This is a genomic window from Metabacillus sp. 84, assembly GCF_050107715.1.
Classification (GTDB): Bacteria; Bacillota; Bacilli; order Bacillales; family Bacillaceae; genus Metabacillus_B.
Genome location: NZ_JBNILN010000004.1, coordinates 159,249 through 182,625, shown reverse-complemented (window position 1 = coordinate 182,625; position 23,377 = coordinate 159,249). Strand labels below are relative to the sequence as shown.

The window sequence follows — 23,377 nt, the reverse complement described above, 5'->3', positions numbered from 1 at the left end:
AAATATGGAAGAAAGCAAAAAGGAATATGGGTGGATGCAATGGTTCATATTCGTCATTTCGATCCCGCTTGCTTTTACGATTGCCCTGATTGCGGTCATCCTTTCAGTGGCAGGATATGATATTGGCGGATCTGTCATGCAGCTTGCTGGAAAAAGTGAAGAAACCGAAATGGATGTACCAGAAAAAAGCACCGGCCAAAAGAATCAGCAAAAATCTGATGCTGCTCCCAATAAGGACCTAACAGATGAAATCAGCAAGCAAAAGCAGGAAATAAAAGCGATGGAAAATGATGTCCTTTTAAAAGATAAAAAGATTGCAAGTTTAACTAAAGAAGTGGAAGACCTCAAAATTCAGATCGAAGAAGCCAAAAACAGCAAAACCGCCCAAAAGGATATTTCGAAGCTATATGAGGGAATGTCTGCCGGCAAAGCAGCGGAAATCCTTCCCCTGCTGAGCGAAAAAGATGCAAAAACCATACTCAGCTCTATGAAGGATGAGCAGATCACCGGCATCCTTGAAAAAATGACTCCGGAAAATGCAGCACTGTATACAGAAATGATGGCCAGTTTTGAAGGAGGTGAATAAACATGATCCGTGCTGTTATGCAGCTGCAGCAAGCAGTTCAACCGAACAGCCTTTCACTATCAAAACCTGCTGAATCTGCATTCGGTGCCTATCTGGGGATTACCATCAAAGGATCCGCCATTAGCCAGGAAAAAAGCCCGGAGTATCCTTCCTCGGGAACTGAAAAACACTCGATTCACTTGAGCGAATCAGAAGCGCTCGAACTCATTCATCTCCTTCAAGGAGAACTAGCTTCACAGTCTGAAGATCAGGCTGCAGTTCCAGATCAAAGCATCATGGAAAGCATTCTATCCGACATCGTGGACACGCTTTACACTGCTGCTGAAAAGAGTCCTGAACCTGCTGTTCTAACACTGAATGGGAACGCAAGCAATATCCATGCACTGGCTGAAAGGCTGTCGAAGGGAAGGAAGGAAAACCAGATTCCTTCCGGGGAAGAACCGCTTCAGAACCTGTTAAAAGCGATAGAAGGGCCAGAAATGAATCCAAAAGATTCAATGGGGACCATTATAGAGAACCATAGCCCTGCAGACATGCCGGGAATCTCCTCGCATCCTTCCGGAGAAGAACCGCTTCAGAACCTGTTAAAAGTGATAGAAGGGCCAGAAATGAATCCCAAAGATTCAATGCGGGCCATTATAGAGAACTATAGCCCTGCAGACATGCCGGGAATCTCCTCGCATCCTTCTGGGGAAGAACCGTTTCAGAACCCATCAAGAGGGGCAAACGGGCCAAGTACTAGTCACCAGTACTTAGATATTGGTGTACTTATGGAAAGCCAAGTTCAAAAGCCAGTGCTGTTGAACGGTGCGGAACCACAGAGTGAACTTCAAGCAGTACAGGAGCCGGCTGGATCAAAGCATAACCCGCTTCAATCATATTCAGTGCCTGTTCTGCTTAAGGGAAGCCAGATGAATCAAAATGATGGGGAAGCAACATTAAGAAAACGAATGTCAGCTGTCGAAGCGAATCCCGCATATCCTTCAGCCATTAAGATGCTGGCAGCCCAGACCAGCATGGAGAATATGCAAGCTGGTTTAAGTATGAATCGCATAGACGAAGAAAGAATACCCGCTGATTACAGCAAAGTTCTTTCTAATCTGGGGTTAAATGAAGAAACCGGCATCACCAAAAATCCAAATACAACGAACGTTTTTGCTGACGGTGTGATTGAGCTTCCTTACCCTTTGACTGAAGCAAACAGCGAAGACGTAGGAAGAGCTTTAACCTCTCAAGTCAGCCAGCGCATAACACGATTGCCTTTTCAGCCTTTAGAAGCTCATAAAACCTTCGTTTTTCAGCTATTTCCTGAGCATCTTGGTGAACTGAAGGTAGAACTGGTTAAAACCGGATCCCAGTGGAAAGGGACATTTCTTACAGAAAATACGGGACTGCAGTCACTGTTGAACAAGCTGCCGGAAGGACTGGCCGGTGTGCTGGAACCCCTGCGCATCAGGACCCTTCAGCAGCATCCTCTTACTTTGCAGCCGATACAGCATTCCAGTCAGCCTGTACAAACGGATTTAAGACAGCAAGATGGTCAAACGGCTGAGCAAATAAGATATAGAAAGGAAGGCATTAGCTTTCCTGCTGAAGCAAACAGATTTGGCACTCCACCTTATAAAGCACAAGGCCTGAATCCATCTGCCCTTTCCGGATTTAGTCAATCAGATCAAGTTCAGCTGAAAGACACCATAGAAGCCGGGGGTAAGGTGACAGATTCCGATAAATCACCCTTTATCCCACAAAGCGCTTTACCGAAAGTGGAGCAGTTCTCACTATTTGTTAAAACCGATGGACCTGCAGGGAATGTAAACCAGCAAGACCTGATTCAGCAAATTCAAAAACTGCTGTCTAACAGCAGATTCTCAACGTTTCAGTCTTCTGAAAAGCTGTTTCTTAAGCTTTATCCAGAGAGGCTTGGAGAGCTGAGGATTGAAATTATGCAGTCGGACGGAAAATGGTCAGCCAAGTTCACTGCCGCAAGCCTTCTCGTTAAAGAAGCAATCGAAACCCATATTCACCAATTAAAGCAAGGGCTATCCGGTCAGCAGATTCAAATGGAAAAAATTGAAGTTGTTCAATCATTTGCCTCTTCGCAGAAACAAGATGACCATCAGCAGTCTTCAGGAGAACGGCAAAGAGAACCATCCCAGCGCCAAAGACAGCAGGAAGATCCAGATGAACGTTCATTTGAAGATTCCCTTCTAGAGCAGCTGGCGAATGAAATGTAAAAGGAGGCCGCTATGGAAACGAAAATTGATTCATCCTATATGTTCTCAAACTTAAAAACAGAAGAAAGAAAGCCTAACGATCAGTTAGGGAAGGATGAATTCCTTGAAATCCTGATGACCCAGCTTCAAAATCAAGACCCGCTAAACCCGATGGAGGATAAAGAATTCATTGCGCAAATGGCATCCTTTTCTTCACTGGAGCAAATGACCAACATGAACAACACCATGCAGGACTTTTTGAAACACCAGTCAGGAAGCAAGATTCTTCAATACAGTTCTCTCATTGGAAAGGAAATTTCCTATTCCTATAGAGAAAAAGATGATCAAGGAAATGAAGTATCAAAAGAAGGTGTACAGCAGGTAAAGGCGGTTAGCCAGAAAAATAATGAAGTGGCGCTTGAGCTGATGGATGGAACGATAATCTACTCGGATGAAATCGTGAGGGTGTCAGATAAAGGCGGTGAATGAAATGCCTAAACGCATTGATCACCTTCAGCAGCACCCGCTCTCACTGCTGGTGAAAACAAAACCCAAGCCAGCTGATCAATCCTTTCAATCTCTTCTGGAAAAAGAAATTACGATCAGTAAGCATGCACAGCTCCGGCTTGAGGAACGCAGCATCACCATGCCGGATGAAACATGGGTGAAAATGAAAGAAAAAATGGAAGACGCGAAGCAAAAGGGAATAAACGATGCACTCGTTCTCTCCAAGGAAGCAGCCTTTATCGTCAGTGTCAAAAATTCAACGGTGATTACAGCCATGAACCGCAAAGAAGCAGTTTCACAGATTTTCACGAACATAAATGGAACAATTATACTGGATTAAAACGGCCGGACCCGCTAAAGGGAAGCCGGGCTGCGGATGGAATGAAGCAGCCAGCCAAAAAAATGGGGGAATAAACAATGTTAAGATCACTATACTCAGGCGTAAGCGGAATGAAAAACTTTCAAACAAAGCTGGATGTTATCGGGAACAATATCGCAAACGTAAACACATACGGATTCAAAAAAGGACGTACTGTATTCCAGGATTTGTACAGCCAGTCAGTTTCTGCAGCAACTCAGCCTGCCAATGGGCTCGGGGGAACGAACCCGAGCCAGGTAGGTCTTGGGTCACAGATTGCTACAATCGATACCATTCATACGAGCGGAAGCTTACAGTCTACCGGGAGAAACCTGGATCTTGCTATTGCCGGAGATGGATTTTTCCAAGTGAAATCGTCTACTGATCCTAATACGTCTTACACAAGATCAGGAAATTTCTATTTGGACAACACTGGTAACGTCGTAAACTCGGAAGGGCTTTACCTCCAGGGTGATGGCGGTATAATCAATATCCCTACAGATGCTAAAAGCATGAGCGTTGGGCAGGATGGAAGTGTGTCCTTTGTAGATGTGAATGGGAACCTTCAGGAAGCCGGCACGATACAGATTGCAAAATTCCCTAACCCGGGCGGTTTGGAGAAAACAGGTGCTAATCTGTATAGCCCTACGAACAACTCCGGTGCAGCGACTGCGGGAGACCCAGGAGAAAATGGAACCGGTCTGATCCAATCCGGAATGCTCGAAATGTCAAACGTTGACCTTTCAGAGGAATTTACTGAAATGATCGTCGCTCAAAGGGGTTTCCAGTCCAATACAAAAATCATTACCACTTCTGATGAAATTCTGCAGGAGCTTATGAATCTCAAACGATAGATGGGGGGCAGGGAACAGCCTGAAGCTGTTCCCGAACTTATGATTAAAGTGACCCGGTTAAACGGACAGCCTTTCTATTTAAATGCCCTGCAGATAGAGCAGGTTGAGTCCTTTCCTGATACCGCCATCACTCTTACGAATGGCAGGAAATTTATCGTAATGGAAAAGGAAGAGGAAGTTGTGCGGCACATAACGGTCTTTTACAGTCAAATCGGCCTTTTAGCCTCAGCAAATAAGCTAAGGGAGCATGAAAATGAATAAAAAGCTATTATCGATCATGTTTATCATCATAACCTCGATCACTCTTATTGGAGTAGCCGCGCTGGCGGTTGTTACGAACGTTTTTGAAAAAGAAGCGAGCGGTGCTCCATCAATCGATGAAATTGTGGAGGCTACTGTGGAAGTACCTGAACTGACAACAAATCTGGCTAGCGGAAACATTGTGAGGATTTCACTTAAACTTGAAACAGATTCAAAAGAAGCTAAAGAGGAATTGGAAAAAAGAGAGTTTCAGGTGAAGGACGTAATCATCTCGGAGCTCAGCACCATGAAAGCTGAGGAGCTATCGGGCAAAGCCGGAAAAGAATCACTAAAGAAAAAATTTATGGCCAGCATTAATAAGCTGATGCACGAAGGAAAAGTTGAGAAGGTCTATACTACCTCCTTTATACTCCAATAATTCAATTTCCGCGTTTACAGGAGGTGAAGAATATGTCTGGGGAAATATTATCCCAAAGTGAAATCGATGCCCTGCTGTCTGCCATCACGACAGGAGAAATGGATGCCGAAGAGCTAAAGAGAGAAGATGCCGAAAAGAAAATCAAAACGTATGATTTTAAGAGAGCTCTTCGTTTTTCAAAAGATCAGATCCGAAGTCTGACACGAATTCACGAAAACTTTGCCCGTCTTCTCACAACTTATTTTTCTGCACAGCTGAGAACCTACATCCAAATATCGGTTGCTTCGGTGGACCAGGTGCCTTATGAAGAATTCGTCCGCTCGATGCCCAAAATGACCATCCTGAACATTTTTGAGGTTCAGCCCTTAGAGGGGCGCATTGTGATGGAGGTTAACCCGAATATTGCCTATGCCATGATGGACCGGGTAATGGGAGGAGCGGGCTCTGGCTTTAATAAAATTGATACGTTAACAGAAATTGAGACGAGGATCATGTCCAGTCTTTTTGAAAAATCATTGGACAATTACCGGGAAGCGTGGAGCTCAATTGCTGAAATGGAACCTGATATGCAGGAATTCGAGGTTAATCCGCAATTCATCCAGATGGTGTCTCCAAACGAAACCGTGATCGTCATTTCTTTAACCGCCCAGGTAGGGGACACGAGCGGAATGATTAACTTATGTATTCCGCATGTTGTTCTTGAGCCGATCATCCCAAAACTGTCTGTGCATTACTGGATGCAGTCGGATCGTAAAGAGCCGAACGCATTGGAAACAGAAGCACTTCAAAAACGGGTTGAATTGACAGAAATCACCCTATCGGCGGAGCTGGGCTCCTCAGAAATTACCATTCATGAGTTTATGGAGCTGCAGGCAGGCGACATTATCCAAATGGATCAGCCAATCGGCAAGCCGCTCCTTATTAAAGTAGGAGACAAGCCTAAATTTACAGGTCAGCCTGGAAAATTAAACCGCAAATTAGCTGTGCAAGTCATTGACCACTATTTTGGGGGTAACGAAGATGGGGAGTAATGAAATGCTATCACAAGATGAAATTGATGCTTTGCTTAAAGGTACTGGATTAGAAGAGGGCGTGCCAGAAAACGGCGGGACGAACAATTATCTGGATGAAATGGAAGCAGACGCCCTCGGTGAAATAGGCAACATTTCATTTGGAAGTTCAGCAACTGCACTTTCTGCGCTATTGAACCAAAAGGTAGAGATTACAACACCTGCTGTCTCCATAATCGAGAAAAAGGAGCTTGCAAGTGAATTCCCGCAGCCTTATGTAGCCATTGAAGTAAATTATACGGAAGGGTTTAAAGGCAGCAATTTGCTGGTAATTGAGCAAAGTGATGCAGCGATTATCGCAGACTTGATGATTGGAGGAGACGGCACAAACCCGGATCCTTCACTTGGGGAAATTCATTTGAGTGCCGTTCAGGAAGCCATGAATCAGATGATGGGTTCTGCAGCAACAAGCATGTCAACCGTGTTTAATAAAAAAGTAGATATCAGCCCCCCAAGACTGGATCTGCTGAATATTCATGCGGGTGAAGGAACGGACACGATTCCGGATGCTGAGATGATCATCAAGGTTTCGTTCCGGCTGAAAGTGGGCAATCTGATTGACTCTAAAATTATGCAGGTGCTCCCGCTTCAATTTGCTAAGGACCTGATTCATGAGCTAATGAACCCTCCGGCAGCAGCTCCGGAGCCGGCCGTAACAATGAAAATGCCTGAACATCAACAGAGCACTCATCATCAGAAGCAGGCGCCGGCCGCTCAAAGCAATCCGCATTCACAGCAGCCTGCCCGGCAGCAGGAGGATAGCTACTCACCTCCTCAGCCTGAATATGACGTGAAGACTGCTGAATTTGCACCCTTTGAACCAATGCAGTCAGCCGGCACAGAAAACCGGAATCTTAATCTGCTTATGGATATTCCGCTGCAGGTAACCGTTGAACTCGGCCGGACTAAACGGTCGATTAAGGAGATATTAGAGCTTTCTTCAGGCTCCATCATAGAGCTTGACAAGCTGGCCGGAGAGCCGGTTGATATTCTCATAAACCGCAAGATTGTAGCCAAAGGGGAAGTCGTAGTCATTGATGAAAATTTTGGAGTGCGGGTAACAGATATCATTAGTCAGCAGGATCGATTAAACAAACTTAAATAATGGGAGTGGCAAACATGGCTAAACGAATTTTAATAGTAGATGATGCAGCATTTATGAGAATGATGATCAAGGATATTCTTTCTAAAAATGGTTTTGATGTAGTTGCAGAAGCGGCAGATGGTTTACAGGCTGTTGAAAAATACAAAGAGCATCAGCCTGATCTCGTCACAATGGATATTACCATGCCTGAGATGGATGGAATTACCGCTCTTAAAGAAATTAAAAAGCTAAACCCGAACGCTAAAGTGATCATGTGTTCCGCTATGGGGCAGCAGGCTATGGTTATTGATGCCATCCAGGCAGGGGCGAAAGACTTTATTGTTAAGCCATTCCAGGCAGACCGCGTAATTGAAGCGATTCAAAAATCGCTTAGCTAGGCTGGTGTACATGGTGAACAAAGCTGTACACTGGATTTCGATCCTGCTGATCACACTTACATTCATGAACACGGCCTTTCAGTCTGTACCGGTTCAGGCTGCCGGCAGCGGAGGGACGGTAGAGGATTACCTGAAGCAGGAGCAAAAGGAAAACCAGGAAAAAAGCGAAAATCCACCAGCTGAACCCCGGGAAGCATCAACGCCTGGGGTAACGGTATGGGACTTTTTGAAAATGATTGCTGCCACTCTATTCGTAGCCGGTTTGATTTATCTTCTTTTCCGATTGCTCCAATCCAAAAATAAATGGATAAAGCCGATGGGCTATCTTCAGAATCTCGGAGGAACATCACTCGGTCAAAACCGGTCCATTCAAATCGTCAGAGCCGGTGATGAAATTCTTTTAGTCGGTGTAGGAGACTCCGTTCAGCTCTTGAAAGTAATCAGCGAGGAAGAGGAAATAGAGAAAATAGTTCAACAGTATGAGGATAAAGGGCCTGATTTAAGTGGAGCGAAACTGTTTTTATCTAAGGCAGCTCAAACAGTCGGAAACAAACAGCCTGATAAAAACCATTCCTCATTTAAAGATTCTCTTCAAAAGCAGCTTAATGAGCTTGGAGCCGAAAGAAAGCAAAAAACCGAAGAATGGCTAAAGAGAGGGAATCGAGAATGAACGAATTGATGGGGATCCTGGGTTCCGGGGAAGCACAAAATGTGAGCACATCCGTGCAGCTGCTGCTCTTGCTTACCGTCCTGTCTCTCGCTCCAAGCATCTTAATCCTTTTTACATGCTTTACACGCATTGTGATTGTGCTTTCTTTTGTGAGGACGTCGCTGGCAACCCAGCAAATGCCTCCCAATCAGGTGCTGATCGGGCTTTCGCTTTTCCTGACCTTTTTTATCATGGGGCCGGTATTATCGGAGGCGAACGAGCAGGCACTGACTCCTTTATTAGAGGAAAAAATTACTCTTGAGGAAGCCTATACTAGAGCAGAAAAGCCATTTAAGGAATTTATGAGCAAACATACGAGGCAGAAGGACCTTGAACTTTTTTTAAACTACGCCAATATAGAGAAGCCGGAAACAGTCGCGGATATACCGATTACAGCGCTCGTTCCCGCCTTCGCCATCAGTGAAATCAAAACAGCTTTTCAAATCGGATTCATGATTTTTATTCCTTTTCTGGTGATTGATATGGTGGTCGCAAGTATTCTCATGTCAATGGGGATGATGATGCTTCCGCCGGTCATGATATCCCTTCCTTTTAAAATTCTGCTGTTTGTTCTCGTGGATGGATGGTATTTAGTCATTAAATCATTGCTTCAGAGCTTTTAGGGGAGGAAGGAAAATGAGTTCGGAAATGGTAATCTCCATTGCGGAGAAGGCGGTTTATACCACTTTATTGATCTGCGGGCCGCTTCTGGCGGTAGCACTCGTCATTGGACTGGCGGTAAGCATTTTTCAGGCAACAACACAAATTCAGGAGCAGACGCTGGCCTTCATTCCTAAAATCGTTGCGGTAATGGTAGGATTGATTTTTTTCGGGCCGTGGATGCTCACAACTCTCGTATCCTATGCCTCAGACATTTTTGGCAATCTGGACCGGTTTGTAGGATGAAATGTCACTTTTAAACAACTACCCTTTTTTCTTATTAATCTTTGCCCGGATTACTGCATTTATGATTACTATGCCTCTCTTTTCTTATCGGACGATCCCGGCCTTTCATAAAGCGGGTTTCTCATTTTTTCTCGCTTTGATCATGTTCGAGACACTTAACCCTGCAGATATGGCCATAGACGGAACTTATTTTCTCCTGCTAATGAAAGAGGTTTTCACGGGGCTGCTGATTGGATTTATAGCGTATATGATTTATACAGCGATTATGATAGCCGGCAGTTTTATAGATTTTCAGGTTGGATTTGCCATTGCCAATATTATTGATCCGCAAACCGGGGCACAGAGCCCTTTGATCGGACAGCTGCTCAATACGCTTGCCCTGCTGCTTATGCTGAGCTTGAATGCCCATCATATGCTTCTGGACGGTATGTTTTACAGTTTCACATATATCCCAGCCGAAGCTTTTTCCTTTACGCTTACCAGTGAAGGAATTCCGGAATTTATCATCAAATCATTCTCAGCTATGTTCCTGATCGCCTTCCAAATGTCGCTGCCGCTCGTCGGATCTTTATTCATTGTGGATATTGCATTGGGGATTGTCGCCAAAACGGTACCGCAGATGAATATTTTTGTTGTAGGGCTTCCTGTTAAAATGCTGACGGCTTTTGTATTGATGATCATTGTAATGAGTGCACTGTTCTTTGCAATGGAGGGCTTATTTGACATGATGGCAGAGACGATCAGAGACCTGATGCAGGGAATGGGAGGAGACGGCAGGAATGAAGCAGCTTAAACTGAACATTCAATACTTTTCAGGAGAAAAAACAGAAAAAGCCACCCCTAAAAAAAGGCAGGATTCCAGGAAAAAAGGACAGGTCGCAAAAAGCGCAGATGTTAACATGGCCGTAAATCTGCTTGCTGTATTTTTTGCTTTACTGGTCACAGGCGCCTTCTACAGGGACCGGCTCATCGCGTTTGTCCGCCAGAGCATTACAGAATATATGATGCTTGAAGTGACAGAAGAAAGCATTAAAGCATTAATGACCTCGGTTACCCTTGAAGCAGCCTATCTTCTTGCTCCGGTCATGGCCGCCGCCCTTGCCGCCGGAATTTTCAGCAACTACCTTCAGGTCGGATTTATGTTCTCAACTGAAAGCATTCAGCCTAAGCTTGAGAAAATCGACCCGATCAAGGGCTTTAAGCGGATCTATTCTATACGCGCACTGGTGGAGTTTCTAAAATCCATTCTGAAAATCCTGTTTACTGGAGGGGTTACTGCGGCGGTGATCTGGTTTCAGCTCGGCGATATTTTAAGACTCCCGTACTTAACGGTCGAGCAGTCTCTCCAGTTTTTAGGGGGGCTTACCGTTCAAATGGGCTTAGCGGCAGGAGCTGCTCTTTTATTCCTATCGCTGCTGGATTATCTGTATCAAAAATACGATTTTGAAAAAAATATCCGGATGTCTAAACAGGATGTAAAAGATGAATACAAGAAATCTGAAGGTGATCCGCTTATTAAATCTAAAATCAAACAGCGGCAGCGGGAAATGGCAATGCGGAGAATGATGCAGGATGTCCCGGATGCGGATGTCATTATTACAAATCCGACCCACTTTGCTGTGGCCCTGAAATATGATGAGTCAAAAATGGATGCCCCTTATGTTATCGCCAAGGGAGCAGATCTCGTTGCCCTTAAAATTAAAGAAATTGCAAAAGAACATGACATTGCAGCGATTGAAAATAAACCGCTTGCAAGATCCTTGTTTGCGCAGGTTGAGATTGGCCAGGCTGTGCCGGAAGAATTTTTTAAAGCGATTGCTGAAATTCTTGCGTATATCTACCGCCTGAAACACAAGGTGTAGCTTAAGATTGAAAGCGAGGAAGGAACATGTCAACAAGAGATTTAACTGTATTATCAAGTGTTGTGCTCATCGTCGCCATGCTGATCATTCCATTCCCAACATGGCTTTTGAGCCTTCTGATTATTTGCAATATCGCTCTCGCCCTGCTGGTGCTTCTTACATCGATGAACATGCACGAGCCGCTTGAATTTTCCATCTTTCCTTCTTTGCTTTTGCTCTTAACGCTCTTTCGGCTTGGACTGAATGTTTCTACGACAAGAGCGATTCTTTCCAACGGAGAAGGCGGAAAGGTGGTTGAAACCTTTGGAACCTTTGTTGTTGGAGGTAATGTTCTTGTAGGATTTGTGGTATTTATCATCCTCGTTATTATTCAATTTGTTGTTATTACGAAAGGTTCAGAGAGGGTATCTGAAGTTGCTGCGCGCTTTACGCTCGACGCGATGCCTGGTAAACAGATGAGCATAGATGCCGATCTTAATGCCGGCATGATTTCAGAACAGGAAGCAAAAATCCGCCGTGAAAAAGTCGGAAATGAAGCCGACTTTTATGGAGCAATGGATGGGGCGAGCAAATTCGTAAAAGGAGATGCCATTGCAGGGATCATCATTGTTATGATCAACCTGATTTTCGGGATGATTGTTGGAGTGGTGCAGCAAGGGATGCCATTCGCTGAAGCGGCAGGCCATTTTACCATGCTTTCAGTAGGGGACGGGATCGTCAGCCAGATTCCTGCTCTTCTTATTTCAACTGCGACCGGTATTGTCGTCACTAGAGCCGCATCGGAAGGCAATCTCGGTTCCGATATCAGCAAACAGCTTTTTGCCTACCCGCAAATGATGTATGTAGCGGCTGCATCTATGCTGCTGCTCGGATTATTTACTCCCATTGGTCTTCTTGTCACCGGGCCGATCGGAGGGGCTCTGGCAGTGGGAGCTTATATGATGCAGCAAAGCCAGAAGAAAGTGAAAGAGATTCCAGAGCTGGATACTGACTTGCAGCCTGATCCAGAGGAAATGAAAAGCCCGGAGAGCATCGTTCAGCTCCTGAGCATGGATCCTATTGAATTCGAGTTCGGTTATGGCTTGATTCCGCTCGCTGACAGCTCACAGGGCGGCGATCTGCTTGATCGGATTGTCATGATCAGACGGCAGCTAGCCATAGAGCTCGGGATCGTCATCCCGGTCGTCCGAATCAGGGATAATATTCAGCTTCAGCCTAATGAATACAGGCTGAAGATTAAGGGAAACGAGGCAGCAAGAGGCGATTTGCTGCTCGAGCATTACTTAGCGATGGCACCCGGAGCCGATGATGAGTCAATTGAAGGAATTGATACAATTGAGCCCTCCTTCGGTCTTCCCGCAAAATGGATCTCAGAGGGGATGAAGGATCAGGCAGAGCTTTTCGGTTACACAGTTGTGGATCCTCCATCCGTTGTTTCCACCCATATCACGGAAACGATCAAAAAGCATGCATCTGAATTGCTGGGCAGACAGGAGACGAAACAGCTTGTCGATCACTTGAAGGAAGCCTATCCGATTCTCGTAGAAGAAGTGACCCCGGCTCCGCTTTCCATCGGGGATATCCAAAAGGTTTTATCGAAACTGTTGAAGGAAAACGTCTCAGTCCGCAATCTGCCAATCATTTTTGAGACATTGGCGGATTACGGGAAAATGACTTCTGACAGTGACATCTTAACAGAGTACGTCCGCCAGTCATTGGCGAAACAAATCACGATGCAATTCTCGGGTGAAGGCCAGGTGCTGAAGGTTGTCACACTCTCAGGCAGGGTGGAAAAACTTGTGGCGGACGGGGTGCAGCAAACAGAGCATGGCAATTACTTGTCATTGGATCCATCTGTATCACAAGCCATTATCGAATCCATTGCAAAAGAAATAGAACTTTTGTCTATACAGGAACACTCTCCGGTCCTTTTATGTTCTCCAGCAGTCAGAATGTACGTAAAACAATTGCTGGAACGTTATTTCCCAGCTGTACCGGTGCTTTCTTATAATGAACTTGAGTCAAATGTTGAAGTGCAAAGCGTGGGAGTGGTGAACGTAGCATGAGAGTGAAAAAATACACTGCAGTCAATATGCAGGAAGCTATGAAAAAAGTGAAAGATGACTTAGGAAATGATGCGGTTATCCTCAATTCGAAGGCGACTATGACAGGCGGGTTTTTCGGTCTTTTTTCAAAAAAACAAATTGAAGTGCTTGCTGCAGCGGATCCCGATCCTTCAGGGGGCATGAAGCCGGTGCAGGAAGAATGGAAAGAGCCGGAACGGAAAGAGCCCGCACGGATTTATGCAGATTCGGCGGATAACCTGTATCTGAATGAACTGGAAAGCTTAAAATCAGAATACCGGCAGCTTGCTTCCAGCCGGACTTCCTACACCCTTCCCCAGCCAATTGAAACAGTCCGCCAAACGTTAGTGGGCCAGGAAGCCGGACCGGAGCAAATTGACTCCATTGTTCAAAGACTCCTTGCAGGCTGGTATAAACAAGATCAGCCTGGAACGGAGGGATCCAGCTTAATCAACGCAAAACGTCTTTTAATGGAAGATTTGGAAACGATCCCGTTTTCCGGACTTGATCATGCAAACCGCTGCATTGCCATTGCCGGCCAGACTGGTGTGGGGAAAACGACGACGATTGCCAAACTCGCTGCAGATTTTGTGATCCATAAAAAGAAATCCGTTGCATTTATAACAACTGACACTTACCGGATATCTGCAATAGACCAGCTAAAAACGTACGCTAAGATTCTGGATGTTCCAATAGAGGTATGCTACAGCGAAGAAGATTTTGAACAGGCTAAACAGAAATTCTCCCATATTGATCATATTTTTATAGATACCGCTGGCAGAAATTATAAAAACGGAGAATACATTCAGGAGTTAACCTCTCTATTGAAATTTGGACAGGATATCGACTTGTATTTAACACTGTCCGCAGCTTCCAAAAAAAAGGACATGCTGGCCATCATTAAACGGTTTGAAGCTCTGCCGGTTAAGCAGTTTATTTTTACTAAGCTGGATGAAACAGATACGTTCGGAGCAATTTATGAAGCTGTAATCACTGCACAAATAGGGATCGCTTGCTTTACAGCGGGCCAGAATGTCCCGGATGATGTAATGCCTGCCTCTGCTGAAGCACTTGTTGGAATGCTGATGGGGGAAACGAAGTGATGGATCAGGCCCAGGTGTTAAGGCAGATGCTCGCCCATTCTAATAAAGATTCTGACAGCCGTGCCGTTACGATTGGAATTGCCAGCGGTAAAGGCGGGACCGGAAAAACAAGCTTTACCGTTAACTTTTCGCTTGAGCTCGTCAGGTCTGGGAAAAAGGTTCTATTATTTGATCTCGATATCGGAATGGGAAATGTGGATATCCTGCTCGGGGAAACAGCGGAATATTCCATATATGATTATTGGGTCAAAAGCATCCCGATGAGCAAGGTAATCGAAAGAAGTCCTGCGGGAATTGATTATATAGGCGGAGGAAGATCCTTCAAAGATTTTTTTCAGCTTAAAGGAAGGGAACTGGAAACCTTTCTCGCAGAGCTTGACCGGCTCACAAAGGAATATGACTTCATCTTTTTTGATATGGGTGCTGGAATGACTATGGAGAGCCTGCAGTTCCTTCTGGCGGCTGATGAGATTTTTTTGATCGTGACTCCGGAACCTACCTCTCTAATGGATGCTTACTCTGCGGCTAAGCACATTTTGTTAAGGAAGTCTGAAGCACGTCTCTCAATAATGATCAACAAAGCGCGAACAAGAAAAGACGGGCAGTTCGCTTATGAAAGGATATCCTCGGTAATCAGTAAATTTTTGTCCTCTGCCCCCGGTCTGCTTGGAATTCTTCCCGACGATCCGGCAGTTATGGAAGCAGTTCTGAAAAGGAAACCGGTTACGAGGCTGTATCCTAAGTCGAAGTATTCCCAGGGAATGAATCAAGCCGTATCCTCCTTTCTTAAACAAGAATCTGATAATCAGCCAACTGGCAGTTCTGATACATTCATGAGCCGCTTAAAAACACTATTTAAAAACACAGCTGGAAAAGGTGGATGATATGAAGGTTCTTATCGTTGATGATTCTGCATTTATGAGAAAGATGATCACGGACTTCCTCAGCGGATATGAGGGAATCGAAGTGGTCGGAACAGCGAAAAACGGAAAAGAAGCTTTGATTCAAATTGAGAAACATCGCCCTGATGCAGTCACGATGGATGTGGAAATGCCCGTGATGGACGGGATATCCGCTTTAAAGGAGATTATGGATAAATTTTCAATTCCGGTCATCATGCTTTCTTCTACCACTCAGACCGGGGCAGAATCTACTATAAAAGCACTGGAAGCGGGAGCGGTGGATTTTGTAGCCAAACCATCGGGCTCTATTTCATTGGATTTGCACAAGATCAGGGATGAATTAAGAGAAAAAATTCTGAATGCGAAAAATGTAAAAAATATTATGCCGTTAGTCCCTGAAAAAGAGAAAGAAAGCTCCCATAATCTTCATAAATATAGTAAAATATCCACAGTAAGAGAAAAATATCCTAGATTAGACATCATAATTCGACAAAAACAACCGATTATCTGCATTGGCACTTCGACCGGCGGACCCAGGGCGCTTCAGCGTGTTCTTCCGTTCCTGCCGGCAGCCATAAAGGCTCCGATCTTTATTGTGCAGCATATGCCAAAAGGGTTTACCGCCTCTCTTGCGGACAGATTGGATAAATTAAGCCAGATCCGGGTTATGGAAGCCCGTCATGGCAGCAAAGCAGAAGCAGGAACAGCTTACATTGCCCCGGGGGGCTTTCACCTCACAGTGGTCCAGCAAGGCAGTGAACTGTATATGAGCGTAAAAGATACACCTGTCAGAAATGGGCATCGTCCTTCCGTTGATGTTTTATTCGAATCAATCAGTCTGTTAAGCAATTGCAGCAATGTTGCGGTCATCATGACCGGGATGGGGACTGACGGCACAAAAGGGCTGTCACGGATGAAGGAGCAGGGAAATACGGTCTCTATAGCAGAAGGGGAACAGTCCTCAGTTGTTTTCGGAATGCCGAAAAGTGCAATAGCTGCAAATGTAATCGATTCAGTTGACCATGTAGATCATATAGCAGAAAAAATCATGCAATATATTCAATCGTAAGGGGCGAATCCAGATGGAAATGAGTCAATATTTGGAAATATTTATTGAAGAAAGCAAGGAACATTTGCAAGCGTGCAATGAAAAGCTTTTAGAACTTGAAAAAAGCCCCGGGGATTTGTCGATTGTCAATGATATTTTCAGATCCGCTCATACGCTGAAGGGCATGAGCGCCACGATGGGGTATGAAGATCTCGCCAATCTGACTCATCAGATGGAAAATGTTCTCGATGCGATAAGGAATGGAAAAAACTCAGTGACTCCGGAACTTTTGGATACTGTTTTCGCTGCTGTGGACCATTTGGAAGAAATGGTATTTTCCATTGCAGAAGGCGGGGATGGCAAAAAAGATGTAGCCCTTGTGGTCAGCAGGCTAAAAGCCATTGAGGACGGAAAAACGCCTGAAATGCCTGAAGAGCATGAGAAAACGGCTGCATCAGTCAGCAGCCTTGGTCCTTACGATGACTTCCAGCAGACCATTATTCAGCAATCAAAAGAACAAGGCTACAATGCCTTTGAATTATCAGTCGAGCTGCGAACTGGCTGTTTGCTGAAGGCAGTCAGAGCATTTATGGTCTTTGAAATCCTGGACCAGGCCGGCGAAATCGTGAAAAGCGTCCCATCTGTTGATCAGCTGGAGGAGGAGAAGTTTGATCACTCTTTCTCTGTTGCCCTATTAACACAGCTGAGCAAAGAAGAAATCGAAAACAGAATTTTAAAAGTTTCTGAGATTGAGAAAGTGGAAGCGACAGAGCTTTCCCTCGGGAATATGGCTGCCAGCAAAGAAATAAATGAGGCAGCGGCTCAAACGTCAACTGCACTGGCGGCTGCAGATCCTGTACCTCCCGCAGCTGAGGCCTCGCCAAAAACAAAGCCCGGCTCAAAAACCATCCGGGTGAATATCGACCGCCTGGACATTCTGATGAATTTATTTGAAGAATTGGTAATTGACCGGGGCAGGCTCGAAACCATCTCTAAAAGCCTTAAGAATCCTGAACTGCAGGAAACAGTAGAAAGAATGACCAGGATCTCAGGAGATTTGCAAAGCATTATTTTAAATATGAGAATGGTTCCGATTGAGACGGTCTTTAACCGTTTCCCGAGAATGGTAAGGCAGCTTGCCAAGGATTTGAATAAGAAAATTGACCTGCACATTTCCGGTGCTGAAACAGAGCTGGATCGAACGGTAATAGATGAAATAGGAGATCCGCTTGTCCATTTAATACGAAATTCGATGGACCATGGAATTGAATCTCCTGAATCCAGAACCGCAAAAGGAAAAGCTGAAACAGGTCAAGTTGAACTGAAGGCTTACCATAGCGGGAATCACGTTTTTATCGAAGTATCGGATGACGGAGCAGGCATTAACAGGGAAAGAGTCCTTAAAAGAGCGATTGAACGGAGCATTGTTACGGAGCAGGAGTCTTCAGAATTAACAGAACGCCAGATTAATGAATTGATTTTTGCTCCGGGATTTTCTACTGCTGAACAAATTTCCGATATTTCCGGCAGGGGTGTCGGACTGGATGTTGTTAAAAGCGCCATAGAATCACTTGGGGGAGCTGTAACGGTAGATTCCGAGGAAGGAAAAGGATCTGTGTTCTCTGTCCAGCTTCCTCTAACACTGAGCATTATTTCTGTCCTGTTAGTAGATCTTCAAAAAGAGAAATATGCCATTCCGATTTCTTCCATTATTGAAACAGCTGTTATCCGAAAAGAAGACATTATGCACGCCCATAATCAGAAGGTAGTCGATTTCAGAGGGAAAATTGTACCGCTCGTATTTTTAGAGCAAATCTTCTCTGTGCCTCATTCCGAGGAACCTGAGGCGGAATACTTATCAATGGTTGTGGTAAAAAAAGGCGACCGGTTTGCAGGCCTGGTCGTGGATTCATTCATTGGACAGCTTGAAGTCGTATTGAAGCCCTTAGGCAGCTATTTAAATGAAGTGTTTGCTATTTCGGGTGCCACGATTTTAGGAGACGGTGAAGTGGCTTTAATTGTAGACTGCAACGCACTGATAAAGTAAGAGGAGGCTTGAGCATGCAGAATAGTCAATCAGAGACGAAAATTATCATCTTCCGCCTTGGTGAAGAGGAATTCGGCATTCCGGTAAATCAGGTAAAATCGATCGAAAAGATTCAATCCATTACAAGGGTTCCGGGTACAGATCCTTATATTAAAGGGGTAATCAATCTGCGGGGAGTCGTAACACCAGTCATTGATCTGCGGAAGCGGTTTGAGCTCTCCGATGCAGAATACACAGAGCATTCCAGAATGATCGTAGTGGCGGTGCATGGCATAGAAGCGGGTTTGGCTGCGGATGCTGCGAATGACGTTACAGACATATCTTTTGAACAAATCGAGCCTTCCCCTGAGGTGGCGGGGATGATCAAGACCGACTATATCAGCGGAGTGGTAAAGCTTGGCAAGCGGCTGATCATTATGCTTGATCTGGCGGAGGTTCTCGAAGCATCCCCGGCTGCAGCAGCCGATGGAGTAAAGTAAGGATGCTGACACAGAATCAAGTCGATGCATTAAGACAAATGACGAATATGGGGGCGGCAAATGCGGCTGCATCGCTGTCCCGAATGCTTGGCAGAAGGATGGAAATGGATGTGCCGGACGTTCAGGCTGTCTCTTTTACAGAGCTGGCAGAAGCACTGGGCGGGGCTGACAAAGAGGTCGCTTGCATTTTTCTGAGGATAGCCGGTGAAATTTCAGGCTCCATGTATTTTATTATGGAAGTGGGTCCGGCAGAAAAGTTTGTAAGAGAGCTTACAGGGATCGGCTCCCTCCAATTAAGCAAGCCGCCTTATGATGAATACGGTGTATCGGCTGTCAAAGAACTCGGCAACATCCTGATCGGATCCTATTTAACTTCATTGTCTGACTTTACCGGGCTTGCCTTTATTCCTGAAGTGCCGCAATTATCGGTGGATATGTTTGGTGCTGTAATCTCTGAAGGCCTGATTGAACTTTCAAAAGCATCAGACTTCGCCGTGCTCTTGCGCACCGTTATCCGGGATAGAGGAGATGTGGGGAACCGAACGCTTGAAGGGCACCTGTTCCTTCTGCCGGATTATGAATCGATCGGCCATTATTATAAGGCGCTTGGAGTCAGCAATGCTTGAAACTCCTGAAATAATTAAAGTCGGGATAGCGGATCTTCATACAGCGTCCTCACCGAGCAGGCTTCGCACCTCAGGTCTTGGCTCATGCGTAGGACTGGTGCTGTATGATAAAGACTTAATGACTGCAGGAATGGCGCATATTATGCTGCCGACATCGACTCTTGCAAAACAATGTGATTTCAACCGCTATAAATATGCTGATACAGCGTTTTTGGATTTGATCCGGAGCCTCGAGGCAATGGGGTCGCCAATTAGAAGGTTAAAAGCAAAAATGGCTGGCGGTGCTCAAATGTTCTCGTTTAAATCCGAAAACGAATTAATGAGGATTGGGCCGCGGAATGTTGAGGCAGTAAAAGCTCTTCTGCATCGCTATTCAGTGCCTCTTATCTCTTCAGATACAGGTGGATCAAGCGGAAGAACGATTGAATTTGATCCTGGTACGGCTCAGCTGGCCATTCGCACAGTGAATCTCGGAACATCCATAATATAGCCTTACAAAATAGGCAGCAGGCACTAGGGGGAAAGGCAATGACTCAAATGACAGGCAAAGAGGAACAGCAGATATGGAACCGATGGGTTACTGAGAGGGATCCTGCAGCCGGAGATGACCTGATTAGAAGGTACAGGCCGCTCGTGACATTCCATGTCCAGAGAATATCCGTAGGCCTTCCGAAAACTGTGAGCAGAGACGATTTAATGAGCCTTGGCTTGTACGGACTGTATGACGCGCTTGAAAAATTTGATCCGGGCAGAGATCTTAAATTTGATACGTACGCATCCTTCAGAATTAGGGGAGCGATCATTGATGGCCTGAGAAAAGAAGACTGGCTCCCGAGGAGTTCACGGGAAAAAGCGAAGCGGGTCGAGTCGATGATTGAAAAACTGGAGCAAAAATACTTGAGAAATGTAACACCGGGTGAGATTGCCAACGAGATGGGAATTTCAGAGGATGAAGTTCTTGCGGCAGTCAATGAAGGTTTTTTTGCTAACGTGCTCTCCATTGACGAACACTCTGCAGATCACGATGACGGGGATTTTACAGGTATGGTAATAAAGGATGAAAGAACCGAGACCCCTGAAGAAAAAGTTCTTAAACAGGAATTGATCGGACAGCTTTCAGAAGTCATCACCGAATTATCTGAAAAAGAACAGATCGTTGTCTCGCTGTTTTATAAGGAAGAATTAACATTGACCGAAATTGGTCAAGTGATGGATTTGTCTACATCAAGAATCTCTCAGATCCACTCTAAAGCGCTCTTTAAGCTCAGAAGAATCATGGAGAAATTCTTAAATTAAAACCCGGGGGCGAAACTGGCATAGGGCGGACAAGCCTGCCGGAAACGCCTTTTTTAGTTTTTGGCTTCAGAAGCCTGCAGGGCGCAGCTTGCTTTTTCTGAAGGCAGCTGGCCGGACAGCAGAAGGGAGGATTACCCATGAACACATTTTTCATCATTACGAGCGTACTCCTGCACATCGTTTCCTTATATTTAATTTTATTGCTTTTCACCAAGTTGGCCTTCCATACCGATACAAAAAAAGAGCAGCAGTCGATTCTTGAAGATACCGAACAGCTGCTTGCCGCCTTCATGCTCGAACAAAGGGAAGAGCATGACCGCTTAATGAGAGCGCTGGAGCATGCTGCAGGACCAGAGCAGGAAACCGAATCCGAGTCCGCGAACAGGATTGAAAACCGCAAAATTGGAAACACCCATATTGAAGAGGAACCAGAAATGGCCGAACAGCTGCCGGATCATCTTCTCCATGCTGAGGAAATGGAAGATTCTGTAGAGTGGAGCCATTCCGATCCGGTCCCTGAAGAAGCAGTCAGGCTTTATGAAGAAGGCCGCTCCATCGAGGAAATCGCCAGGAAGACGGGCAAAGGAAAAACAGAAATTGAGCTTCTATTAAAATTCCGTCGAAAATAGAGAGATAAACCTTGATTACGCTGTTTGACTGTGGTATATTTTTTCTTGGTGTTAATACACACGCTTACAGATCCGGGCATTGGTGCTGTTCAGTCAGTTATGCTAGGAAATGATGTAAAGCGGAGGAGAAAAACCATTAGGAGGAAAATTAACATGTCAGTAATTTCAATGAAGCAATTGCTTGAAGCTGGTGTTCACTTCGGTCACCAAACACGCCGCTGGAACCCAAAAATGAAACGTTACATCTTCACAGAGCGTAACGGCATCTACATCATCGACCTTCAAAAGACAGTTAAAAAGGTTGAAGAAGCATACAACGTAACAAAAGAATTGGCTGCTAACGGCGGTAAAATTCTTTTCGTTGGTACAAAGAAACAAGCTCAGGATTCTGTAAAAGAAGAAGCTCAACGTTCAGGCATGTACTACGTAAACCAACGCTGGCTGGGTGGAACGCTAACAAACTTCGAAACAATCCAAAAGCGTATTAAGCGTCTAAAAGACATTGAAAAAATGCAGGAAGACGGAACTTTCGAAGTTCTGCCTAAAAAAGAAGTTGTTCAGCTTAAAAAAGAGCTTGAGCGCCTTGAAAAATTCCTGGGCGGAATTAAAGATATGAAATCCCTTCCGGATGCTCTGTTCATCATCGATCCACGCAAAGAGCGCATCGCTGTTGCAGAAGCACACAAATTGAACATTCCGATCATTGGCATCGTTGACACGAACTGCGATCCGGACGAGATTGACCACGTGATCCCTGCAAATGATGACGCAATCCGTGCGGTTAAACTTCTTACAGGCAAAATGGCTGATGCGATCCTTGAAGCGAAACAAGGCAACGAAGGCGAAGAAGCTGCTGAAGAAGAAACAACTACTGCTTAATGAGCAAACCAAAAGGTGATAAGAGGGTCAGGCCTTTTATCGCCTTTTTTTAAAAAGAAATGAATTGCCTTACATAACTTTAAATTCTAAGGAGGAATTCCCCATGGCAGTTACTGCTCAAATGGTTAAGGAACTTCGTGAAAAAACTGGCGCAGGCATGATGGATTGCAAAAAAGCGCTGACAGAAACGAACGGTGATTTGGACAAAGCGATTGATTACCTTCGTGAAAAAGGCATTGCGAAAGCTGCAAAAAAATCTGACCGCATCGCGGCAGAAGGTCTTGCTGCTGTTAAAACAGAAGGTAATGAAGCTGTTATTCTTGAAGTAAACTCTGAAACAGACTTTGTTGCGAAAAACGAAGGCTTTAAAACACTTATCAGCGAGCTTGCGTCACACCTTCTGACGGCTAAACCAGCTACTCTTGAAGAAGCTCTTGTTTCCAAAATGGACAACGGTTCATCTGTAGAAGAGCGCATTCACTCTGCAGTAGCGACAATCGGTGAAAGAATTTCTCTTCGCCGCTTTGAAATTGTCACAAAAACAGACAGCGATGCTTTCGGAGCATACCTTCACATGGGCGGCCGTATTGCGGTTCTGACTGTTCTTGAAGGAACAACTGACGAGAGCGCTGCAAAGGATATCGCCATGCACGTTGCAGCTGTAAACCCTAAATACATCAGCCGTGACCAGGTTTCCCAGGAAGAAGCGGATCACGAGCGCGAAGTATTGACTCAGCAGGCTCTAAACGAAGGAAAACCTGAAAACATCGTTGCAAAAATGGTCGAAGGCCGTCTTGGGAAATATTTCGAAGACATTTGCCTATTGGATCAAAGCTTCGTTAAAAATCCAGATCAGAAAGTTAAGCAATTTGCCGCTTCACACAACGCAGAAGTGAAAACTTTCATCCGTTTTGAAGTAGGGGAAGGCATCGAGAAGCGCCAGGATAACTTTGCGGAAGAGGTTATGAACCAGGTACGCAAGTAATTCGAAGTTCTACTAATCTGAACAAGCATTGAAAATGGGAACACAACCGTGTTCCCGTTTTTTCAAGACAGGA

The 23,377-nt window shown here is 45.0% G+C and carries 27 protein-coding genes; all 27 read left to right on the top strand.

What is annotated here, in order from left to right; genetic code table 11:
- Positions 1-4 precede the first annotated feature (4 nt).
- Positions 5-586: a MotE family protein gene (locus tag ACQCV8_RS09860; RefSeq protein ID WP_426844449.1), complete on the top strand. Its 582-nt coding sequence runs from the start codon at positions 5-7 to the stop codon at positions 584-586.
- A 2-nt stretch (positions 587-588) separates the two neighbouring features.
- Positions 589-2,820, top strand: a complete 2,232-nt coding sequence (locus tag ACQCV8_RS09855; RefSeq protein ID WP_426844448.1) for a flagellar hook-length control protein FliK — start codon at positions 589-591, stop codon at positions 2,818-2,820.
- A 12-nt stretch (positions 2,821-2,832) separates the two neighbouring features.
- Positions 2,833-3,288 (top strand): flagellar hook assembly protein FlgD, encoded by a 456-nt coding sequence (flgD, locus tag ACQCV8_RS09850; RefSeq protein WP_426844447.1) that lies wholly within the window; start codon positions 2,833-2,835, stop codon positions 3,286-3,288.
- A gap of 1 nt (position 3,289) precedes the next feature.
- Positions 3,290-3,646, top strand: coding sequence for a TIGR02530 family flagellar biosynthesis protein (locus tag ACQCV8_RS09845; protein ID WP_426844446.1), 357 nt, complete (start codon positions 3,290-3,292; stop codon positions 3,644-3,646).
- 77 nt (positions 3,647-3,723) lie between these two features.
- Positions 3,724-4,518, top strand: a complete 795-nt coding sequence (gene flgG / locus ACQCV8_RS09840) for a flagellar basal body rod protein FlgG (RefSeq protein WP_426844445.1) — start codon at positions 3,724-3,726, stop codon at positions 4,516-4,518.
- Positions 4,519-4,557: 39 nt separating this feature from the next.
- Positions 4,558-4,779, top strand: coding sequence for a flagellar FlbD family protein (locus tag ACQCV8_RS09835; protein WP_426844444.1), 222 nt, complete (start codon positions 4,558-4,560; stop codon positions 4,777-4,779).
- Entirely contained in the window at positions 4,772-5,197 is a 426-nt protein-coding gene (gene fliL, locus ACQCV8_RS09830; RefSeq protein ID WP_426844443.1) for a flagellar basal body-associated protein FliL, read from the top strand. Before ACQCV8_RS09835 ends, fliL begins: the two co-directional genes overlap by 8 nt.
- A 32-nt stretch (positions 5,198-5,229) precedes the next feature.
- Positions 5,230-6,228, top strand: coding sequence for a flagellar motor switch protein FliM (gene fliM / locus ACQCV8_RS09825; RefSeq protein WP_426844441.1), 999 nt, complete (start codon positions 5,230-5,232; stop codon positions 6,226-6,228).
- On the top strand, positions 6,218-7,372 hold the full coding sequence (gene fliY / locus ACQCV8_RS09820; RefSeq protein ID WP_426844440.1) for a flagellar motor switch phosphatase FliY: 1,155 nt from the start codon (positions 6,218-6,220) through the stop codon (positions 7,370-7,372). Before fliM ends, fliY begins: the two co-directional genes overlap by 11 nt.
- A gap of 14 nt (positions 7,373-7,386) precedes the next feature.
- On the top strand, positions 7,387-7,749 hold the full coding sequence (locus ACQCV8_RS09815; protein ID WP_426844439.1) for a response regulator: 363 nt from the start codon (positions 7,387-7,389) through the stop codon (positions 7,747-7,749).
- A gap of 10 nt (positions 7,750-7,759) precedes the next feature.
- Positions 7,760-8,419 (top strand): flagellar biosynthetic protein FliO, encoded by a 660-nt coding sequence (locus ACQCV8_RS09810; protein WP_426844438.1) that lies wholly within the window; start codon positions 7,760-7,762, stop codon positions 8,417-8,419.
- Positions 8,416-9,081: a flagellar type III secretion system pore protein FliP gene (gene fliP / locus ACQCV8_RS09805; RefSeq protein ID WP_426844437.1), complete on the top strand. Its 666-nt coding sequence runs from the start codon at positions 8,416-8,418 to the stop codon at positions 9,079-9,081. Before ACQCV8_RS09810 ends, fliP begins: the two co-directional genes overlap by 4 nt.
- A 13-nt stretch (positions 9,082-9,094) precedes the next feature.
- Positions 9,095-9,364 carry a flagellar biosynthesis protein FliQ gene (fliQ, locus tag ACQCV8_RS09800; protein WP_426844436.1) on the top strand — a complete coding sequence of 90 codons (270 nt, stop codon included), beginning with the start codon at positions 9,095-9,097 and terminating at the stop codon, positions 9,362-9,364.
- A 1-nt stretch (position 9,365) separates the two neighbouring features.
- Entirely contained in the window at positions 9,366-10,157 is a 792-nt protein-coding gene (gene fliR, locus ACQCV8_RS09795) for a flagellar biosynthetic protein FliR (RefSeq protein WP_426844435.1), read from the top strand.
- Entirely contained in the window at positions 10,144-11,226 is a 1,083-nt protein-coding gene (gene flhB / locus ACQCV8_RS09790) for a flagellar biosynthesis protein FlhB (RefSeq protein ID WP_426844434.1), read from the top strand. Before fliR ends, flhB begins: the two co-directional genes overlap by 14 nt.
- A 26-nt stretch (positions 11,227-11,252) precedes the next feature.
- On the top strand, positions 11,253-13,292 hold the full coding sequence (flhA, locus tag ACQCV8_RS09785; protein WP_426844433.1) for a flagellar biosynthesis protein FlhA: 2,040 nt from the start codon (positions 11,253-11,255) through the stop codon (positions 13,290-13,292).
- A complete protein-coding gene (gene flhF / locus ACQCV8_RS09780) occupies positions 13,289-14,413 on the top strand; it encodes a flagellar biosynthesis protein FlhF (RefSeq protein WP_426844432.1) in 1,125 nt (374 codons plus the stop codon). Before flhA ends, flhF begins: the two co-directional genes overlap by 4 nt.
- A complete protein-coding gene (locus ACQCV8_RS09775; RefSeq protein WP_426844591.1) occupies positions 14,413-15,297 on the top strand; it encodes a MinD/ParA family protein in 885 nt (294 codons plus the stop codon). The genes flhF and ACQCV8_RS09775 overlap by 1 nt, the downstream gene beginning before the upstream one ends.
- Positions 15,290-16,384 (top strand): protein-glutamate methylesterase/protein-glutamine glutaminase, encoded by a 1,095-nt coding sequence (locus ACQCV8_RS09770; protein ID WP_426844431.1) that lies wholly within the window; start codon positions 15,290-15,292, stop codon positions 16,382-16,384. The genes ACQCV8_RS09775 and ACQCV8_RS09770 overlap by 8 nt, the downstream gene beginning before the upstream one ends.
- A gap of 13 nt (positions 16,385-16,397) precedes the next feature.
- Entirely contained in the window at positions 16,398-18,410 is a 2,013-nt protein-coding gene (locus ACQCV8_RS09765) for a chemotaxis protein CheW (RefSeq protein WP_426844430.1), read from the top strand.
- A gap of 14 nt (positions 18,411-18,424) precedes the next feature.
- Complete coding sequence (locus ACQCV8_RS09760) at positions 18,425-18,889, top strand: chemotaxis protein CheW (protein WP_426844429.1); 465 nt, start codon at positions 18,425-18,427, stop codon at positions 18,887-18,889.
- A gap of 2 nt (positions 18,890-18,891) precedes the next feature.
- On the top strand, positions 18,892-19,515 hold the full coding sequence (locus ACQCV8_RS09755) for a chemotaxis protein CheC (RefSeq protein WP_426844428.1): 624 nt from the start codon (positions 18,892-18,894) through the stop codon (positions 19,513-19,515).
- Entirely contained in the window at positions 19,508-20,005 is a 498-nt protein-coding gene (locus ACQCV8_RS09750; RefSeq protein WP_426844427.1) for a chemotaxis protein CheD, read from the top strand. The genes ACQCV8_RS09755 and ACQCV8_RS09750 overlap by 8 nt, the downstream gene beginning before the upstream one ends.
- Before the next feature lie 38 nt (positions 20,006-20,043).
- Complete coding sequence (locus tag ACQCV8_RS09745) at positions 20,044-20,811, top strand: FliA/WhiG family RNA polymerase sigma factor (RefSeq protein ID WP_426844425.1); 768 nt, start codon at positions 20,044-20,046, stop codon at positions 20,809-20,811.
- Positions 20,812-20,948: 137 nt separating this feature from the next.
- Positions 20,949-21,440, top strand: a complete 492-nt coding sequence (locus ACQCV8_RS09740; RefSeq protein ID WP_426844424.1) for a hypothetical protein — start codon at positions 20,949-20,951, stop codon at positions 21,438-21,440.
- A 153-nt stretch (positions 21,441-21,593) separates the two neighbouring features.
- Positions 21,594-22,319: a 30S ribosomal protein S2 gene (gene rpsB / locus ACQCV8_RS09735; RefSeq protein WP_035411866.1), complete on the top strand. Its 726-nt coding sequence runs from the start codon at positions 21,594-21,596 to the stop codon at positions 22,317-22,319.
- A gap of 103 nt (positions 22,320-22,422) precedes the next feature.
- Positions 22,423-23,304, top strand: a complete 882-nt coding sequence (gene tsf / locus ACQCV8_RS09730) for a translation elongation factor Ts (RefSeq protein WP_426844423.1) — start codon at positions 22,423-22,425, stop codon at positions 23,302-23,304.
- Positions 23,305-23,377 lie beyond the last annotated feature (73 nt).

Bases quoted from the DNA above. Each gene is read 5' to 3' on its own strand.
- fliR (WP_426844435.1), top strand. From the start codon at position 9,366: ATGTCACTTTTAAACAACTACCCTTTTTTCTTATTAATCTTTGCCCGG.
- tsf (WP_426844423.1), top strand. From the start codon at position 22,423: ATGGCAGTTACTGCTCAAATGGTTAAGGAACTTCGTGAAAAAACTGGC.
- fliP (WP_426844437.1), top strand. From the start codon at position 8,416: ATGAACGAATTGATGGGGATCCTGGGTTCCGGGGAAGCACAAAATGTG.
- ACQCV8_RS09775 (WP_426844591.1), top strand. From the start codon at position 14,413: ATGGATCAGGCCCAGGTGTTAAGGCAGATGCTCGCCCATTCTAATAAA.
- ACQCV8_RS09755 (WP_426844428.1), top strand. From the start codon at position 18,892: ATGCTGACACAGAATCAAGTCGATGCATTAAGACAAATGACGAATATG.
- fliY (WP_426844440.1), top strand. From the start codon at position 6,218: ATGGGGAGTAATGAAATGCTATCACAAGATGAAATTGATGCTTTGCTT.
- ACQCV8_RS09745 (WP_426844425.1), top strand. From the start codon at position 20,044: ATGACTCAAATGACAGGCAAAGAGGAACAGCAGATATGGAACCGATGG.
- ACQCV8_RS09740 (WP_426844424.1), top strand. From the start codon at position 20,949: ATGAACACATTTTTCATCATTACGAGCGTACTCCTGCACATCGTTTCC.
- ACQCV8_RS09815 (WP_426844439.1), top strand. From the start codon at position 7,387: ATGGCTAAACGAATTTTAATAGTAGATGATGCAGCATTTATGAGAATG.
- fliL (WP_426844443.1), top strand. From the start codon at position 4,772: ATGAATAAAAAGCTATTATCGATCATGTTTATCATCATAACCTCGATC.
- ACQCV8_RS09835 (WP_426844444.1), top strand. From the start codon at position 4,558: ATGATTAAAGTGACCCGGTTAAACGGACAGCCTTTCTATTTAAATGCC.
- rpsB (WP_035411866.1), top strand. From the start codon at position 21,594: ATGTCAGTAATTTCAATGAAGCAATTGCTTGAAGCTGGTGTTCACTTC.
- ACQCV8_RS09765 (WP_426844430.1), top strand. From the start codon at position 16,398: ATGGAAATGAGTCAATATTTGGAAATATTTATTGAAGAAAGCAAGGAA.
- fliM (WP_426844441.1), top strand. From the start codon at position 5,230: ATGTCTGGGGAAATATTATCCCAAAGTGAAATCGATGCCCTGCTGTCT.
- flhA (WP_426844433.1), top strand. From the start codon at position 11,253: ATGTCAACAAGAGATTTAACTGTATTATCAAGTGTTGTGCTCATCGTC.
- ACQCV8_RS09845 (WP_426844446.1), top strand. From the start codon at position 3,290: ATGCCTAAACGCATTGATCACCTTCAGCAGCACCCGCTCTCACTGCTG.
- flhB (WP_426844434.1), top strand. From the start codon at position 10,144: ATGAAGCAGCTTAAACTGAACATTCAATACTTTTCAGGAGAAAAAACA.
- ACQCV8_RS09750 (WP_426844427.1), top strand. From the start codon at position 19,508: ATGCTTGAAACTCCTGAAATAATTAAAGTCGGGATAGCGGATCTTCAT.
- flgD (WP_426844447.1), top strand. From the start codon at position 2,833: ATGGAAACGAAAATTGATTCATCCTATATGTTCTCAAACTTAAAAACA.
- fliQ (WP_426844436.1), top strand. From the start codon at position 9,095: ATGAGTTCGGAAATGGTAATCTCCATTGCGGAGAAGGCGGTTTATACC.
- ACQCV8_RS09860 (WP_426844449.1), top strand. From the start codon at position 5: ATGGAAGAAAGCAAAAAGGAATATGGGTGGATGCAATGGTTCATATTC.
- ACQCV8_RS09855 (WP_426844448.1), top strand. From the start codon at position 589: ATGATCCGTGCTGTTATGCAGCTGCAGCAAGCAGTTCAACCGAACAGC.
- flhF (WP_426844432.1), top strand. From the start codon at position 13,289: ATGAGAGTGAAAAAATACACTGCAGTCAATATGCAGGAAGCTATGAAA.
- ACQCV8_RS09760 (WP_426844429.1), top strand. From the start codon at position 18,425: ATGCAGAATAGTCAATCAGAGACGAAAATTATCATCTTCCGCCTTGGT.
- flgG (WP_426844445.1), top strand. From the start codon at position 3,724: ATGTTAAGATCACTATACTCAGGCGTAAGCGGAATGAAAAACTTTCAA.
- ACQCV8_RS09810 (WP_426844438.1), top strand. From the start codon at position 7,760: ATGGTGAACAAAGCTGTACACTGGATTTCGATCCTGCTGATCACACTT.